The organism is Pseudomonas sp. LBUM1653, assembly GCF_059716115.1.
Map to the genome: position 1 here is coordinate 6,140,717 of NZ_CP166803.1, position 15,547 is coordinate 6,156,263.

Here is a 15,547-nt window from a genome sequence, read left to right on the forward strand (position 1 = left end):
CGCGCAGCTCCCCTCTTGTCGCCAAAACAAGAATAAGGAACCGTCATGTTCGATATCAGCACGTTCCCCAAAGCCGATGCCGTCCGCCGGGCTGCACAACTGAGTCAAGACGACTATCACCGCCTGTACCGCGAATCCATCGAACACCCCAGCACCTTCTGGGCCGAACAAGCCACCCGCTTCCTCGACTGGAGCACACCGTGGCAGACTGTCCAGCGCTACGATCTGAAAACCGGTGAAGCCCACTGGTTTGCCGGCGCCAGGCTGAACGTCAGCTACAACTGCATTGACCGTCACCTGGCAACTCGCGGCGATCAAACCGCGATCGTCTGGGAAGGCGACGATCCCGCCGAATCCACACAGATCACCTACAAGAAACTTCACCATTACGTCTGCCGCCTGGCCAACGTGCTCAAAAGCCGTGGCGTGAAGAAAGGCGACCGTGTGTGCATCTACATGCCGATGATCCCTGAAGCGGCCTACGCCATGCTCGCCTGCACACGCATCGGTGCAGTGCATTCGGTAGTGTTCGGTGGGTTCTCGCCGGATTCGCTGCGCGACCGGATCCTCGACGCCGACTGCCGCACGGTGATTACCGCCGATGAAGGCGTGCGCGGCGGTAAGTTCGTGCCGCTCAAGCACAATGTCGACAAGGCGCTGCAAAGCTGCCCGGATGTCAGCACCGTGGTCGTGGTCGAACGGACCCAGAACCCGGTGAATTGGGTCGAGGGCCGCGACCTCTGGTATCACCAGGCGCTGCGCGACGTCGGCGACGACTGCCCGCCCGAGCCGATGGACGCCGAAGACCCGCTGTTCATCCTCTACACCTCCGGCAGCACCGGCAAACCCAAAGGCGTGCTGCACACAACGGGAGGCTACCTGCTGCAAGCGGCAATGACCTTCAAATATGTGCTGGACTACCGCGATGGCGAAGTGTTCTGGTGCACCGCCGATGTCGGCTGGGTCACTGGCCACAGCTACATCGTCTATGGCCCCCTGGCCAATGGCGCCACCACCCTGATCTTCGAAGGCGTGCCGAGCTACCCGAGCACCTCGCGGTTCTGGCAGGTGATCGACAAGCACAAAGTGAACATCTTCTACACCGCCCCCACCGCGCTGCGCGCCCTGATGCGCGAGGGCGCAGAACCGTTGAAGGAAACGTTCCGCGCCAGCCTCAGATTGCTCGGCACTGTCGGTGAGCCGATCAATCCGGAAGCGTGGGAGTGGTACTTCAATGTCGTCGGCGAACAACGTTGCCCGATCGTCGATACCTGGTGGCAGACCGAAACCGGCGGCATCATGCTCAGCCCTCTGGTCAGTGCCCAACACATCAAACCCGGCTGCGCCACAAAACCGATGTTCGGTGTACAACCGGTGCTACTGGACGAGCATGGCAAGGAAATCAAAGGCGCCGGCAGCGGCGTGCTCGCCATAAAATCAAGCTGGCCGGCGCAGATCCGCAGCGTCTACGGCGACCCGCAACGGATGGTCGACACCTACTTCAAACCCTATCCCGGCTACTATTTCACCGGCGATGGCGCCCGCCGCGACGAAGATGGCGACTACTGGATCACCGGGCGCATCGACGATGTCATCAATGTCTCCGGGCACCGCATCGGCACCGCCGAAGTGGAGAGCGCCCTGGTACTGCACGACAGCATCGCCGAAGCCGCCGTGGTCGGTTACCCCCATGACATCAAGGGCCAGGGCATCTACGCCTTCGTCACCCCCATGAACGGCGTCGAGACCAACGAAGAATTGAAGAGAACCTTGCTGGCCCACGTCAGCAAGGAAATCGGTAGCTTCGCCAAGCCCGACCTGATCCAGTGGGCGCCGGCCTTGCCGAAAACCCGTTCAGGCAAGATCATGCGCCGCATTCTGCGCAAGATCGCCTGTAACGAACTGGACAGCCTGGGAGATACCTCGACCCTGGCCGACCCGAGCGTGGTCCAAGGCTTGATCGACAAGCGCCTGAACCAGTAGTCCCCAAGGCGCGGCCAGTGGCCGCGCCCCCCCTCTGCCACGAGCCTCCATGGAATTCATCCGTAGCCGTATTGAAACCCAGATCATGAGCCTGACCGGTCTGTCCCTGGGCAAGCTCGACCTGGAAAACCCCAAGGGCGACCCCGGGCTGTTCGGACCGGATTCGGTGAGCTGGCAAGTCCACGGCGACTTCAGCAGCATGTTGATCGGCGGTATCAGCGCCCTGATGTTGCAAGCCTTGCACCCGCTGGCCCTGGCCGGCGTGTGGGACCATTCGAATTTTCGCGAGGATATGCTCGGTCGCCTGCGCCGCACCGGGCAATTCATCTCCGGTACCACCTTCGGCTCACGACAGGACGCCGACTGGCTGATCGAGAAAGTCCGCACCATCCACCTGCAAGTCACCGGCACCGCGCCCGATGGCCGGCCCTATGCCGCCAGCGATCCCGACCTGCTGACCTGGGTGCACGTGGCCGAGGTCAGCAACTTCCTCGCCGCGCATTTGCGTTATCGAAATCCGCACCTGTCCCTGGCCGATCAGGATCGTTATTACGCAGAGATCGCGTTGGTGGCTGAACGCCTGGGCGCCCGTGACGTGCCGCGCTCCCGGCAGGAAATTGCCGCTTATCTTGAGCGCGTTCGCCCGCAACTGTTGTGCGACGAGCGCAGTCGTGAAGTGCTGCGGCTGTTGTTGAATGCTCCCTCCCCCAGTCGTTTGGCCAGGCCGTTCGGCGGTTTGATGATGCAGGCCGGGATCGACCTGCTGCCGGATTGGGCCAGTGACATGCTCGGTGTGAGCCAAGGGCCGCTGCAACGCAAACTGATCCGCGCCAGCGTCAATCGCAGCGCACCGATGCTGCGCTGGGCGGTGCGCAATGGCTCGGTACATCGTGCGAAACGGCGTATGGGCCTGCTGTAGGAGCGAGGCTTGCCCGCGAAGAACGATAACGCGGTGAATCAGCCAGACCGGGGTGCCTGCTTCGCGGGCAAGCCTCGCTCCTACAGCTCAAGCTGTTAAACTCCCGCGCCCAATTCCACCTGCAAGGCGCCCAGCATGTCATCCTTGAATCAGGCGCTGCGCGCCGCCCTTGAACATCGCCAGGCTCTGCTGGCCGAGCTGCACAGCCAGGGCACAGACTGCTATCGCCTGTTCCATGGCAGCCAGGAAGGCGCCGGGGGGCTGACCATCGACCGCTATGGCCCACAACTGATGGTGCAGAGCTTCCACCAGTCGCTGGACCGCGAAGCATTGCTGCAACTGCACGAAATCGTCAATCAACACCTGGGGCTTGAAACCCTGCTGGTCTATAACGACCGTTCCCGTGGCAACTCGCGCATCGATCGTGAAGACACCGTCTACCGCGCCGATGAAGCCGCGCTGCAGGACCTGGTTGGCCACGAGTGGGGCCTCAATTACCGGGTACGCGGGCGCCATGCCGGGCAAGACCCACTGCTGTTCCTCGACCTGCGCAACACCCGTGGCTGGGTCAAGGAGCACAGCAAGAACAAACGCGTGCTGAACCTGTTCGCCTACACCTGCGGGGTCGGCCTCAGCGCCGCAGCCGGTGGTGCCAGCGAGGTGTGCAACCTGGACTTTGCCGAAGGCAACCTGGCGGTCGGTCGCGAGAATGGCTTGCTCAACCCGCAATTGCCGCCCATGGAATTCATCCAGTCCGACTACTTCCCGGCCATTCGCCAGTTGGCTGGCCTGCCCATCAGCCAGCGGCGCGGGCAGAAACTGCCGAGCTATCAACGCCTGGAACAGCGTCAATACGACCTGGTGCTGCTCGATCCCCCTGCGTGGGCCAAGAGTGCTTTCGGAACTGTCGACCTGCTGCGCGACTATCAGAGCCTGCTCAAGCCGGCAGTGCTGACCACCGCTGACAATGGCGTGCTCATCTGCTGCAACAACCTGGCAAAAGTCAGCATGGACGACTGGCGTGAGCAGGTTTTGCGTTGCGCCGAGAAGGCCGGCCGGCCGGTACGGGAGTGGACAGTCATGCAACCTGGCGGCGACTTCCCGTCGATGGACCAGCAGCCCCCCCTGAAAACCCTGATTCTGCAGTTCTGAAAGTCGCCCTTGTTTTCAGACAAATCCTGCCAGATGTGAGGACTTCGGAACCGAAATCGCGTGCCATACTCCAAGGCACTCCGATCCAGACAGATGAAGCCGCACATGTACAAAGGATTGATTCGCGCCATCGGCGCCTTGTTGACTGCTCTGGCCCTCTACAGTCTGCTGGGCTTTCTGATTTTGCCGGGCATCGCGTTGCGCGTTGCCAACCAACAGCTGGCCAACTACGCCACGACGCCCGCCACCCTCCAGCGTATCGAACTCAACCCGTTCAGCCTTGAAGTGACCCTTTGGGGCTTGAACATCGGCGAACCCGGCAAGGAGCAGCTTGGCTTCGAACGCCTGTACGCCAACCTGCAGCTCGACAGCCTCTGGACCAAGGCGCTGCATCTGTCGGATGTCGAACTGGAAAAGTCCAAGACCGAGGTGCTTTTCGACAAGGACGGCAAACTGAACCTGATCGGGTTGTTCAAACTGCCACAGAGCGAGCCGACGCCCGTGGATCCCGAGGCTAAACCGTTCCCGCTGCGCATCGACCGGATCAATCTGGCGGGTGGTGCCGTGCACTTCGTGGATGACCGTCCCAGCGAACCCATCGAATTCCTCTACGACAAACTCGATTTCGAGTTGAAAAACCTCAGCACCCTGCCCGAAGACAGTGCCGACATGACCTTGGTCGCCATCGGCCCGGGAGGCGGACAGGTCGACTGGACCGGCAATTTCAGCCTGATCCCGCTCGCCTCCGAAGGTAAGCTGAAAATCACCGACGGCAAGATGAAATCCTTTTGGCCCTATGTGCGCGACGCCGTGCCCCTGGACCTTGAAAGCGGTGTACTCAACCTCAGTACCGATTACAAACTCAACCTGTCCAAGCAAACCGAACTGCTGCTGAGCAACGTCGCGGTCAGCGTCGCCCCCTTCGCGATCAAGGCCCCGGACGGTCGGCCGCTGGTGAAACTCGAGCGTCTGGACATCAGCGAAACCACGGTGGACCTGGCCAAGCAACAAGTGGTGGTCGGCAAGATCCGCAGCCACAAGCTGGAAACCTGGGCAGCACTCGAAGCCGACGGGCAACTCGACTGGCAGAAACTGTTCGCCAGCCAACCGTCCAAACCGGCGGCCAAGGCCAACGCCGAAAAGCCGAGCACCCCGGCGGCCGCCGATTCACCGAAACCCGAACCGGCGACGCCAGGCAAACCCTGGCAAGTGCTGCTCAACGATGTGCAGTTGCGCGATTACAAAGTGCATCTGGCGGATCGCAAAGCGCAGCCTGCCGTGGAACTGGAACTGAGCCCGCTGAATCTCGATTTGCAGAAGTTCGACAGCCTCAATGGCTCGCCCTTCATCCTCAAACTCGACACCGGCGTAGGCAAACAGGGCAAGCTCACGGCCGATGGCGAGGTCAATCTGGCTCCAGTCAGCGCTCGACTCAACGTAAAGACCAAGGACATCGACCTGCGCGTCGCCCAGTCCTACATCAGCCCGTTCATTCGCCTGGAACTGCGCAGCGGCATGCTCGGTAGCGACGTGGCGGTCAACCTGAAAAGCACCGAACCGCTGGCCCTCAGCGTCACCGGCCGGGCCCAGGTCGATCAATTGCATACTCTCGACACCCTGAAAACCCGCGACTTCCTGAAATGGCAACAGTTGGTGGTCGAAGGCCTGAACTATCAACACGGCGACAGCCTGTCGATCGACAAGGTAAACCTGCTGCAACCCTATGCGCGCTTCATGATCAACGATGACCGGACCACCAACATCGATGATCTGCTGATCCCGCAACCGGCCGATACCGGCGCCAAGCCCGCCGCCGCCAAACCCGCCGCCAGCAAGGACAAGCCCCTGGGCATCCATATCGGTGGCATTGCCATCAACGACGGTTCTGCGAACTTCGCCGACTTCAGCCTGACCCCGAACTTTGCTACCGCCATTCAGCAGCTCAACGGTTCGATCGGAACCATCGACAGCCGTCAGGCGAAACCGGCCAGTGTCGATATCAAAGGCAAGGTTGACCGCTACGCACCGGTGACCATCAAGGGCGCGGTCAACCCGTTCGACCCGATGGCCAGCCTCGACATCGCCACCAGCTTCAAACGCGTGGAACTGACCACACTGACCCCCTATTCCGGCAAGTTCGCCGGTTATCGCATCCGCAAGGGTCGACTCAACCTCGATCTGCATTACGTGATCATCAAGGGCCAGCTCAAGGCTGAAAACAAGGTGGTGGTCGAGCAGTTGCAACTGGGCGAGAAGGTCGACAGCCCGGATGCCGTGAGCCTGCCACTGAAACTGGCGATTGCCTTGCTCAAGGATGTCGATGGCAAGATTTCCATCGAACTGCCGGTGACCGGCGACCTGAACAATCCGCAGTTCAGCGTGATGCCGATTGTCTGGCAGACCCTGCGCAACCTGATCGTCAAGGCCGCCGCCGCTCCGTTCAAACTCATTGGCGGATTGGTGGCCGGTGGTGGTTCGCAAGACTTGGGTACCGTGTCGTTCGCGCCGGGGTCGAGCGACCTGAACAAGGACGCCGAAGCGGCACTGGTCAAGCTGTCCCAGGCCCTCAAGGAACGCCCGGCCCTGCGTCTGGAAATTGAAGGCACCGCCGCCAAGAGCAGTGACGGCCCGCTGATTGCCGAGCAACGCCTGGAACGGGAATACCAGTACAACTACTACAAAATGCTCCAGCGCCGCGGCGACAAGGTGCCGGCGAAGGCGAATTTGCTCGAGGTGCCCGACAGCGAGAAAGGTCCGTTGCTGGAAGGGATCTACCGCACACGCCTGAAGGTCCAGCCACCCGCCGAATGGAAAGACCTGGGCAAAGAAGAACGCACCGCGAAAATGCGCGCGGACGTGATCCAGTTCTGGAGCTCCAGCGAAGTGCTCTTGCGTGAGCTGGGCCAGGAACGCGCCAGCAGCATCAAGGACTATCTGGTCGACAAGGGTCAGCTCGCCGACGACCGTGTGTACTTCATTGATGCCCAGTTGGGCGAAGCTGAAAAAGACGGCAAGGTCGTTACGCCATTGCATCTGGACGCCGAGTGATGGGCAAACGTCTGCTGCCGGATCTGGGTCTGGGTCTGGCGCTGGCGATCTCGGCCAGCCAGGCCGTTGCGGCGGATACCTTGCGTTGCGGCAGCCAGTTGATCAGTGTCGGTGATCGCTCCAGCGAAGTGCTGCAAAGATGTGGCGAACCGGTCAGCCGTGATCTGCTGGGCTACAAGCGCAGCGCAAATCGCCGGGAAGAGTTTCAGGTCGAAGAATGGACCTACGGGCCGAATGGCGGGATGTATCAGTACCTGCGGTTCGAAGGTAACCGCTTAGTGCAGATCACCAGTAAACGCGGCAGTTAAATCCAACACATACCCCTGTGGGAGCAGTTATTTTGCGTGGTCCTCAATAGAACAAGCCCCGACACGAATGCCAGGGCCTGTAATGGCCACATCCTTATGGCCGGTCGCATGAACTCTTCAGTTGCGGCAGACGTATGTCTCGGCCCGTCTACCGCGTCTTCTCCCAGTCCAGGCGAGAAGTCTTGCCTTAATCGGCTTTCAGGCCGTCAGCGGAGACCGCTTTGACGCCTTTGATTTTCTTGGTGATTGCCACGGCGGTGGATTTCTGGGCATCCGTTACCGCAACAGTGGACGACAGGGAAACAACACCTTTGTTGGTTTCGACCTTGATGTCAGTGCCTGGAATGCCTTTTTCGGTCACCAGGTCTGTTTTGACTTTGGTAGTGATCCAGGTATCGGAAACATCCTCTTTCGCTTCGGTGACTTCACCGGCGGCCAGCATCATCGGTGCTTGTGTGGCCTGAGTCTGGGCAAATGCAGCGTTGGCCATGGTCAGGGTCAGCGCGGTAGCAGTAGCGGCAGCAATAGCGAACTTCTTCATACGAGTAACTCCTGTTTTTCTGGAAAATCTGCTGGGTTATCTGTCAGCAGGGTTACTGGAGATATTGCGAACGCTGTGCCAACTTTGAAACAAGTGATAATTACTTATAAATCAACAACTTATAAAAACAGTCATTTTTCGCAATCATGCAAAATGCATGAGTTGGAAATTATCTACATGCAAGTTGCGGGTTTTGAAGAAGGCCTAAGGCCATGAATTGTTGGAAGTTTTCTCAATTACTCGATATTGCTGAACGACGAACAGAAAAATACCCCGCACAGGCCCAATGCTGTTCACTTAAGCATGGGGTTGTATATAAGAACTGGATTAGGGGGATATCCATTGCTGCGGTAACGGCCACCTATGGTTTCGCCCTTACGGCGAGTCCCTTTTTCAAACGCCAAAAAGGAACCAAAAGGCTTTGCCCCACCACTCGGTGCCTCGCTTAGGCTCGGCATACCCTCACTCCGGCATTGCTCCGTGGGTCGCCGCGATGGGCCATCCCTGGCCCAGCGCGGCTAAACCGGCGTCCTGCCGGTTTACCCACTGCGCAATGCCTGCGTTCGGCCATCGTGGTTTAACGGGGCGCCCAGATCTAAAGCCAAAGCGAGGCGGCCTGACAGCCGACCTGATTTTTACGGCTGTACCTGATCCCCTGTGGGAGCGAGCCGGCTCCGGGCGGCGTTCCGACGATGGACGTCAACGATAACGCGCCCTGTCTGGATTAACGCGCTGTCTGGACGTTCATCGCGAGCAGGCTCGCTCCCACAATTGGATCGCGGACAGACCTGCAATCAGGTCGGCTGTCAGGCCGCCTCGCTTTGGCTGTTGCTGTTGCTTTTGATTTTCTTGCCACATCGAGAGGCCGAGTGGAGGTTCTGCGCAGTGGGCAACCCGGCATGGATGCCGGGTTAGCCGCCGCCGGCCATGGATGGCCGATGGCGGCGGGCCCACGGAGCAGGACCGGAGCGAGGGTATGCCGAGCCACAGCGAGGCACCGAACGCCAGGGGCAAGAGCCCTTGGTTACTTGGGGCTCTTCCAAGTGACTCGCCGTAAGGGCGAAACCTTAGGTGGCCGTTACCGCAGCAACGGATATACACCCAATCCAAATATGCATCAGCCCCCAACCCAAAGTGAATAGCATTACCCGCACAGGCGAGGTATCAGGCAATAAGTGGATGGTTCAAGCTTTCGGGGCAACACCCGTGCAGCCTTTCGGCGCGTATTCCTGGTCGACACCGGTGGTGCACACCCAACCAGTCAACGAACGCGTCAGGGTAATGGTTTTATTCAGCACTGGCGCCGGAGCATTGAGGATTGTGCAACCAATCGTGCCCGTACCCTCTGCGGCTTTGCCCGCTGCTGTCGTGGTGCAGTTGGACGTGGTTGTACCGCCCACCTTCGTCAGATCCGGATCGGTCCCTTGATTCATGAGGTCTTCAAAAGGCACCTTCAATGCTGAAATCTCGGCCAGCCCAGCTGTGACCTTGGCCTTTGCCTGGTACTTGGAGTAAGCCGGGATCGCAAACGTCGCCAGAATCCCGATGATCGCCACCACGATCAGCAACTCGATCAGCGTAAAACCTTTTTGATTGTTCATGGACAGCCTCCGTGCATGAGTCGAAATCTCATGATCTGTACCTGCTGCAGCACAGCCCATGCCAGGCCCGACGCGCCCTGTTCGTGGGGTGCTCCGTCGCCAAGAAGCACCTTCCTACCCTCAGGAACCGCACTATCTGACACTTTTTGTCACCTCAAGACCGCAGGTTTGGTTCCATCGCTTGACTAGGCTATAAGTCTTGAATCGCTTGTGCCCGGTATCCCAATGAATGACATCGCCCTCAGCGGTCTGGCCAAACAATTGGTCCTGGCCGGACTGCTCACCGACAAAAGCGCGCAACAGGCGTATCAGCAAGCCCAACGCAACCGACTTTCGCTGGTCAGTTACCTGGTGCAAAACAAACTGGTGAAAAGCCGCCAGGTGGCAGAGATCGCCTCCGAGCACTTCGGCATGGCCCTGCTGGACCTTCATTGCCTGGACAAGGACACCCAACCCAAAGGGCTGGTCAGTGAGAAACTGGTGCGCCAGCACCACGCCCTGCCCCTCTGGCGCCGCGGCAACAAACTGTTCGTGGGGGTTTGCGACCCGACCAATCACCAGGCCATCAACGACATCCAGTTCAGTACGGGGCTGATCACCGAAGCGATCCTGGTCGAAGAAGACAAGCTCAGCGACGCTATCGAGAAGTTCTTCGACACCCACGCCACGGGGCTCGGAGACATGGCCGATGTCGACCTCCATGGCGTGGACATCGAAGCGATCGACGACAGGCAAGACGCGATGGTCGGCCAGGATGCCGATGACGCACCGGTGGTGCGTTTCGTCCACAAGATGTTGCACGACGCGATCAGGAGCGGCTCGTCCGACCTGCATTTCGAGCCCTACGAAAAAACCTACCGGGTGCGCATGCGCACCGACGGCATGCTGCGCGAGGTCGCCAGACCACCGATTCAATTGGCCAATCGTATCGCAGCACGCCTGAAAGTCATGGCCAGCCTGGACATCTCCGAGCGCCGCAAACCCCAGGACGGGCGAATCAAGATGCGCCTGTCAAAGAGCAAATCCATCGATTTACGGGTCAACACCCTGCCGACCCTGTGGGGCGAGAAAGTGGTGCTGCGGATTCTCGACCCCACCAGCGCCCAAATGGGCATTGATGCCCTGGGCTATGAACCCGAACAGAAAGACCTGTACATGGCCGCGCTCAGGCAGCCACAGGGGATGATCCTGGTCACAGGTCCCACCGGCTCGGGAAAGACCGTTTCGCTGTACACCGGACTGAATATCCTCAACACCGTGGATATCAATATCTCGACCGCCGAAGACCCGGTGGAGATCAACCTGGAAGGCATCAATCAGGTCAACGTCAATCCGAAACAGGGCATGGACTTCGCCCAGGCGCTGCGCTCGTTCCTGCGCCAGGACCCGGACGTGATCATGGTCGGCGAGATCCGTGACCTCGAAACCGCCGAAATCGCCATCAAGGCCGCCCAGACCGGGCACCTGGTGCTCTCGACCCTGCACACCAACAGCGCCGCGCAAACCCTGACCCGCCTGCACAACATGGGCATCCAGGGTTTCAACATCGCCACCTCCGTCAGCCTGATCATTGCCCAGCGCCTGGCGCGCAAGCTCTGCAGCCATTGCCGGGTGCCCCTGGAGATTCCCCGCGAAACATTGCTCAAGGAAGGTTTTCCCGAGGAACGCATCGGCACATTCACGATCTATGAGCCGGTCGGTTGCGATCAATGCAACGGCGGTTACAAAGGACGAGTGGGAATCTATGAAGTGGTGAAGAACACTGCGCAGCTGCAGCGGCTGATCATGGCCGAAGGCAATTCACTGCAAATCGATGAGCAGATGCGCAGGGACGGCTTCAACGACCTGCGCACCTCAGGCTTGATCAAAGCCATGCAGGGCATTACCAGCCTTGAAGAAATCAACCGGGTCACCAAGGACTGAACATGGCAGTCAAGGCAGTAAGAACCAGCGTGTACACCTGGGAAGGCACAGACAGGAAAGGCACGAAGGTGTCGGGCGAGTTGAGCGGCCAGAACCCGGCGCTGATCAAGGCGCAGTTGCGCAAGCAAGGCATCAATCCCGGCAAGGTGCGCAGGAAAACCACGTCGATTTTCCATCTGGGTAAACGCATCAAGGCCCAGGACATTGCCCTCTTCACCCGGCAGATGGCGACCATGATGAAAGCCGGCGTGCCGTTGCTGCAGTCGTTCGACATCATCGGTGAAGGCTTCGACAACCCTGCCATGCGCAAGCTGGTCGATGAGGTGAAACAGGAAGTGGCGGCGGGCAACAGCTTCGCCGCGGCCCTGCGCAAAAAACCGCAATATTTCGATGAGTTGTACTGCAACCTGGTGGACGCCGGGGAACAGGCCGGCGCACTGGACACCCTGCTCGAACGGGTAGCGACCTACAAGGAAAAAAGCGAAAGTCTCAAGGCGAAAATCAGGAAAGCCATGACCTACCCGCTGATCGTCGTGTGCGTCGCGATCATCGTCACCGGTATCCTGCTGATCAAGGTGGTGCCGCAATTCGAATCCGTCTTCAAGGGCTTCGGCGCTGAGCTGCCGGCCTTCACCCTGATGGTCATCGGCCTCTCGCAATTCATGCAAACGTGGTGGTGGCTGTTGCTGGGTGCGCTCACCGCGGCCGTTTTCGCTGTGCGCCACGCCCTGAAAACCTCGCAAGGTTTTCGCGACCGAATGGACACCTGGTTGCTGAAACTGCCGCTGATAGGCACCTTGATGTACAAGTCCGCCGTGGCCCGTTTCGCCCGCACCCTATCGACGACCTTCGCCGCCGGTGTGCCGCTGGTCGAAGCCCTGGAGTCGGTGGCCGGCGCCACCGGCAACATCGTGTTCAAACGCGCGGTGTTGCGCATCCGGCAGGACGTTGCAACGGGCATGCAGCTGAATTTTTCCATGCGCACGTCCGGCATATTTCCGAACATGGCCATTCAGATGACCGCCATTGGCGAGGAGTCTGGCGCTCTCGACGACATGCTCGACAAAGTCGCCGGTTTCTACGAGGACGAGGTCGACAATATGGTCGACAACCTCACCAGCCTGATGGAGCCGTTCATCATGGTGGTGCTGGGTGTTATTGTCGGCGGCCTGGTGGTCGCGATGTACCTGCCCATCTTCCAACTCGGCTCAGCGATCTGACATGCCCTTGAACGAAATTCTGACTCACTTCCCGCTGGCTTTCGTCGTCATCGCCGGGGTGATCGGCCTGCTGGTTGGCAGCTTCCTCAATGTACTGGTCTGGCGCCTGCCGAAAATGCTCGAGCGCGAGTGGCGCGTGCAGGCCCATGAAATCCTCGGGCTGCCCGGCGAAACGCCGTTGCCAACCTACAATCTGATGCTGCCGCACTCCCAATGTCCACATTGCGGCTACCGGATTCGTGCCTGGGAAAACATTCCAGTATTCAGCTTCCTGTTCCTGCGTGGGCGCTGTTCGGCCTGCGCGACGCCGATCAGCAAACGCTATCCATTGACCGAACTGGCCTGCGCCCTGCTGTCGGCATTCATTGCCTGGCACTTCGGTTTCGGCTGGCAAGCCGGCATGGCGATGCTCCTGACCTGGGGCTTGCTGGCCATGAGCCTGATCGACGCCGAGCATCAACTGCTGCCGGATGTACTGGTGCTACCGTTGATGTGGCTGGGGCTGATCGTCAACAGCCTCGATCTGTTCGTGCCATTGCCCGAGGCGTTGTGGGGCGCCATTGCCGGCTACATGGCGCTGTGGACAGTGTCCTGGGTGTTCAAGCTGATCACCGGCAAGGACGGCATGGGGCATGGCGATTTCAAGCTACTGGCGATGTTTGGCGCCTGGGGCGGTTGGCAGATCCTGCCGCTGACGATCGTCTTGTCATCCCTGGTGGGCGCGATCATCGGCGTGATTTACCTGCGAATGCGCAAGGCAAAAACATCGACGCCAATCCCTTTCGGCCCCTATCTGGCCATTGCCGGCTGGATTGCCATGCTCTGGGGTGGTCAAATAACCGACTTCTATTGGCAGTTTGTCGGTCTGAAATGAATACCCCTGTGGAAAAACCCTGGATTCTCGGCTTGACCGGCGGCATCGGCAGCGGCAAAAGCGCGGCGGCCCAGCACTTCATCGACCTGGGTGTGCACGCGGTCGATGCCGATCATGCCGCTCGCTGGGTGGTGGAACCTGGTCGCCCGGCACTGGTGAAGATTGCCCAACACTTCGGCCCCGGCGTGTTGCAAGCCGACGGGCAACTGGACCGCGCCGCGTTGCGCAAACTGATCTTCGAAGTACCCGAGCATCGCCTTTGGCTGGAAGCCTTGTTGCATCCGCTGATCGCCGAAGAGATTGCCCATCACCTGGCACTGGCAAAATCACCTTACGCGATCCTGGTTTCGCCGCTGCTGATCGAGTCCGGCCAGTACGCCATGACCCAACGGGTCCTGGTGATCGATGCCCCCGAACAATTGCAGATCGAGCGCACCCTGCGGCGTGACCAGACCAGCGAACAGCAGGTCCAGGCGATCCTCAAGGCCCAGTCCAGCCGTCAGGATCGCGTAAGCCATGCCGACGACGTCGTGGTCAATGACCGCGACCTCGCCTGGCTGCACAGCGAGGTCGAACGCCTGCATCACTTTTACCTTACTTTGCGTGGAGGCCAGTCATGAGCCAGATCCCAACCGTCGAATGCCCAACCTGTGGTGCCCCTGTCGAATGGAGCCCCGAGAGCAAATTCCGGCCGTTCTGTTCCGATCGGTGCAAACTGATTGACCTGGGCGCCTGGGCGTCGGAAGAGCACAAGATTCCAGTGGCCCCGGATGCCGAGGACGAGCTGTTCAGTGGCGATTTCGACCCGCGTCACTGATCCCGATCACCGGGGGCCTGACTTGCGCCAGAGATCGACGAGATGTGCCAGGCCCTGATGCAGTTTTTTTTGGATCTTGACACCTAATTTTCCGCATGCTAGCGAGTGCTATACTTCTTTCGGGTTGCATGAAGAGTGCAACGTTTCCTACGGGAACCAATACCGACGGTGAATCTCAGTTAACGGCTGCTGGACAGAGGAGGTCTACAGCAAATAAAAACGAGATGGGAGGTGTGGCATGAACCGACACTATTACATCAGTGACAATCTCGACGATCTTGAAACCGTTGAAAATGAACTGGAAGCCAGCGGCATCAATTCAGAACAGATTCATGTGCTCAGTGAACAGGTTGCCGATGTTGAACAACATCACCTCCACGAGATCAGCTCGTTGATGGAACAAGATGCCGTTCACTCTGGTGAGATTGGTGCGGTGATCGGTGTGCCACTCGCGGCGCTGGTCCTGGGTGGCGCCTATTGGATGGGCTGGACGGAATCCGCTGCAGGCTGGATGCCCTTCATCTTCCTTGCCATTGTTATTTTGGGCTTCAGCATCTGGGAAGGCGGTTTTTTTGGGTTCCAGGTGCCGAACACTCACTTCCGCAATTTCAAGCAGGCGGTACAAGAGGGCAAACACATTTTCTTCGTGGATGTTGAACCGAATCAGGAATCGGTACTGGACCAAGTAATCGGACATCATCCAATGCTGGAAATCGCCGGCACGGGAGCGGCAGCCCCCCACTGGACAGTTGCCTGGCAGCACAAATGGCATCAATTCAAGCGTGTGATATCGGGTTAGCGCCTGGAGACTGAGGGCCATCCGAAAGCGGCTTATTGGCCAAAGGAAATGACCCTACTGAGGAAAACATAGTCTGCCTCGGTGGCCATCAGTCCGACGAGCACCAGTAAACATAAAGGTGGCACCAATATGGCGTACACCATGGCCAACCGTTCCCAGGCCATATGCATGAAGATGGAGACAATCAAGCCTGCCTTCAGCAACATGAAAGTGATAATCAGTGACCACCGGAGGTAGCCGTGGAACTGGAAATAGTCGACAAGGTACGACAGCGTACTGAGGACGAATAACAGACCCCAGATTTTGAGATACAAGCTTATTGGATGTTGCTGACCCTGAGCATGTGCCATCACCCGTGCTCC

At 59.2% G+C, this 15,547-nt stretch carries 14 protein-coding genes; 11 read left to right on the top strand and 3 right to left on the bottom strand.

The features are described from left to right. Positions 1-45 precede the first annotated feature (45 nt). The 5 genes from acs to ACA054_RS27695 all read left to right on the top strand — a co-directional run bounded on the left by acs (position 46) and on the right by ACA054_RS27695 (position 7,410). Entirely contained in the window at positions 46-1,983 is a 1,938-nt protein-coding gene (acs, locus tag ACA054_RS27675; RefSeq protein WP_497687035.1) for an acetate--CoA ligase, read from the top strand. 49 nt (positions 1,984-2,032) lie between these two features. Further along, positions 2,033-2,902, top strand: coding sequence for an oxygenase MpaB family protein (locus ACA054_RS27680; protein WP_497687036.1), 870 nt, complete (start codon positions 2,033-2,035; stop codon positions 2,900-2,902). 135 nt (positions 2,903-3,037) lie between these two features. Further along, positions 3,038-4,054 carry a class I SAM-dependent rRNA methyltransferase gene (locus ACA054_RS27685; protein ID WP_497687037.1) on the top strand — a complete coding sequence of 339 codons (1,017 nt, stop codon included), beginning with the start codon at positions 3,038-3,040 and terminating at the stop codon, positions 4,052-4,054. 93 nt (positions 4,055-4,147) lie between these two features. Then, positions 4,148-7,102: a DUF748 domain-containing protein gene (locus tag ACA054_RS27690; protein WP_497687038.1), complete on the top strand. Its 2,955-nt coding sequence runs from the start codon at positions 4,148-4,150 to the stop codon at positions 7,100-7,102. Then, on the top strand, positions 7,102-7,410 hold the full coding sequence (locus ACA054_RS27695; RefSeq protein ID WP_497687039.1) for a DUF2845 domain-containing protein: 309 nt from the start codon (positions 7,102-7,104) through the stop codon (positions 7,408-7,410). The genes ACA054_RS27690 and ACA054_RS27695 overlap by 1 nt, the downstream gene beginning before the upstream one ends. Before the next feature lie 187 nt (positions 7,411-7,597). On the opposite strand, the gene ACA054_RS27700 is transcribed toward ACA054_RS27695, so the two are convergent. Both ACA054_RS27700 and ACA054_RS27705 read right to left on the bottom strand, forming a co-directional pair. Continuing rightward, on the bottom strand, positions 7,598-7,951 hold the full coding sequence (locus tag ACA054_RS27700) for a BON domain-containing protein (protein WP_497687040.1): 354 nt from the start codon (positions 7,949-7,951) through the stop codon (positions 7,598-7,600). 1,184 nt (positions 7,952-9,135) lie between these two features. Continuing rightward, positions 9,136-9,552, bottom strand: a complete 417-nt coding sequence (locus tag ACA054_RS27705) for a pilin (RefSeq protein WP_497687041.1) — start codon at positions 9,550-9,552, stop codon at positions 9,136-9,138. A 225-nt stretch (positions 9,553-9,777) separates the two neighbouring features. Here ACA054_RS27705 and pilB point away from each other — a divergent pair, with 225 nt between their 5' ends. The 6 genes from pilB (at position 9,778) to ACA054_RS27735 (ending at position 15,185) form a co-directional block, all read left to right on the top strand. Then, positions 9,778-11,475, top strand: a complete 1,698-nt coding sequence (gene pilB / locus ACA054_RS27710; RefSeq protein WP_497687042.1) for a type IV-A pilus assembly ATPase PilB — start codon at positions 9,778-9,780, stop codon at positions 11,473-11,475. Positions 11,476-11,477: 2 nt separating this feature from the next. Continuing rightward, on the top strand, positions 11,478-12,695 hold the full coding sequence (locus ACA054_RS27715; protein WP_497687043.1) for a type II secretion system F family protein: 1,218 nt from the start codon (positions 11,478-11,480) through the stop codon (positions 12,693-12,695). A gap of 1 nt (position 12,696) precedes the next feature. Beyond that, positions 12,697-13,569: a prepilin peptidase gene (locus ACA054_RS27720; RefSeq protein ID WP_497687044.1), complete on the top strand. Its 873-nt coding sequence runs from the start codon at positions 12,697-12,699 to the stop codon at positions 13,567-13,569. Next, on the top strand, positions 13,566-14,189 hold the full coding sequence (gene coaE, locus ACA054_RS27725) for a dephospho-CoA kinase (RefSeq protein WP_497687045.1): 624 nt from the start codon (positions 13,566-13,568) through the stop codon (positions 14,187-14,189). Before ACA054_RS27720 ends, coaE begins: the two co-directional genes overlap by 4 nt. After that, entirely contained in the window at positions 14,186-14,386 is a 201-nt protein-coding gene (yacG, locus tag ACA054_RS27730) for a DNA gyrase inhibitor YacG (RefSeq protein ID WP_060543361.1), read from the top strand. Before coaE ends, yacG begins: the two co-directional genes overlap by 4 nt. 238 nt (positions 14,387-14,624) lie before the next feature. Further along, entirely contained in the window at positions 14,625-15,185 is a 561-nt protein-coding gene (locus ACA054_RS27735; protein ID WP_497687046.1) for a magnesium transporter, read from the top strand. 32 nt (positions 15,186-15,217) lie between these two features. Here the strand turns inward: ACA054_RS27735 and ACA054_RS27740 are convergent, their stop codons facing one another. Further along, the gene (locus ACA054_RS27740) at positions 15,218-15,535 is read right to left on the bottom strand and encodes a cytochrome C oxidase subunit IV family protein (protein ID WP_497636611.1); all 318 of its coding nucleotides are present in this window, start codon (positions 15,533-15,535) and stop codon (positions 15,218-15,220) included. Between the last annotated feature and the right edge of the window lie 12 nt (positions 15,536-15,547).

Bases quoted from the DNA above. Each gene is read 5' to 3' on its own strand.
- acs (WP_497687035.1), top strand. From the start codon at position 46: ATGTTCGATATCAGCACGTTCCCCAAAGCCGATGCCGTCCGCCGGGCT.
- ACA054_RS27680 (WP_497687036.1), top strand. From the start codon at position 2,033: ATGGAATTCATCCGTAGCCGTATTGAAACCCAGATCATGAGCCTGACC.
- ACA054_RS27685 (WP_497687037.1), top strand. From the start codon at position 3,038: ATGTCATCCTTGAATCAGGCGCTGCGCGCCGCCCTTGAACATCGCCAG.
- ACA054_RS27690 (WP_497687038.1), top strand. From the start codon at position 4,148: ATGAAGCCGCACATGTACAAAGGATTGATTCGCGCCATCGGCGCCTTG.
- ACA054_RS27695 (WP_497687039.1), top strand. From the start codon at position 7,102: ATGGGCAAACGTCTGCTGCCGGATCTGGGTCTGGGTCTGGCGCTGGCG.
- ACA054_RS27700 (WP_497687040.1), bottom strand. From the start codon at position 7,951: ATGAAGAAGTTCGCTATTGCTGCCGCTACTGCTACCGCGCTGACCCTG.
- ACA054_RS27705 (WP_497687041.1), bottom strand. From the start codon at position 9,552: ATGAACAATCAAAAAGGTTTTACGCTGATCGAGTTGCTGATCGTGGTG.
- pilB (WP_497687042.1), top strand. From the start codon at position 9,778: ATGAATGACATCGCCCTCAGCGGTCTGGCCAAACAATTGGTCCTGGCC.
- ACA054_RS27715 (WP_497687043.1), top strand. From the start codon at position 11,478: ATGGCAGTCAAGGCAGTAAGAACCAGCGTGTACACCTGGGAAGGCACA.
- ACA054_RS27720 (WP_497687044.1), top strand. From the start codon at position 12,697: ATGCCCTTGAACGAAATTCTGACTCACTTCCCGCTGGCTTTCGTCGTC.
- coaE (WP_497687045.1), top strand. From the start codon at position 13,566: ATGAATACCCCTGTGGAAAAACCCTGGATTCTCGGCTTGACCGGCGGC.
- yacG (WP_060543361.1), top strand. From the start codon at position 14,186: ATGAGCCAGATCCCAACCGTCGAATGCCCAACCTGTGGTGCCCCTGTC.
- ACA054_RS27735 (WP_497687046.1), top strand. From the start codon at position 14,625: ATGAACCGACACTATTACATCAGTGACAATCTCGACGATCTTGAAACC.
- ACA054_RS27740 (WP_497636611.1), bottom strand. From the start codon at position 15,535: ATGGCACATGCTCAGGGTCAGCAACATCCAATAAGCTTGTATCTCAAA.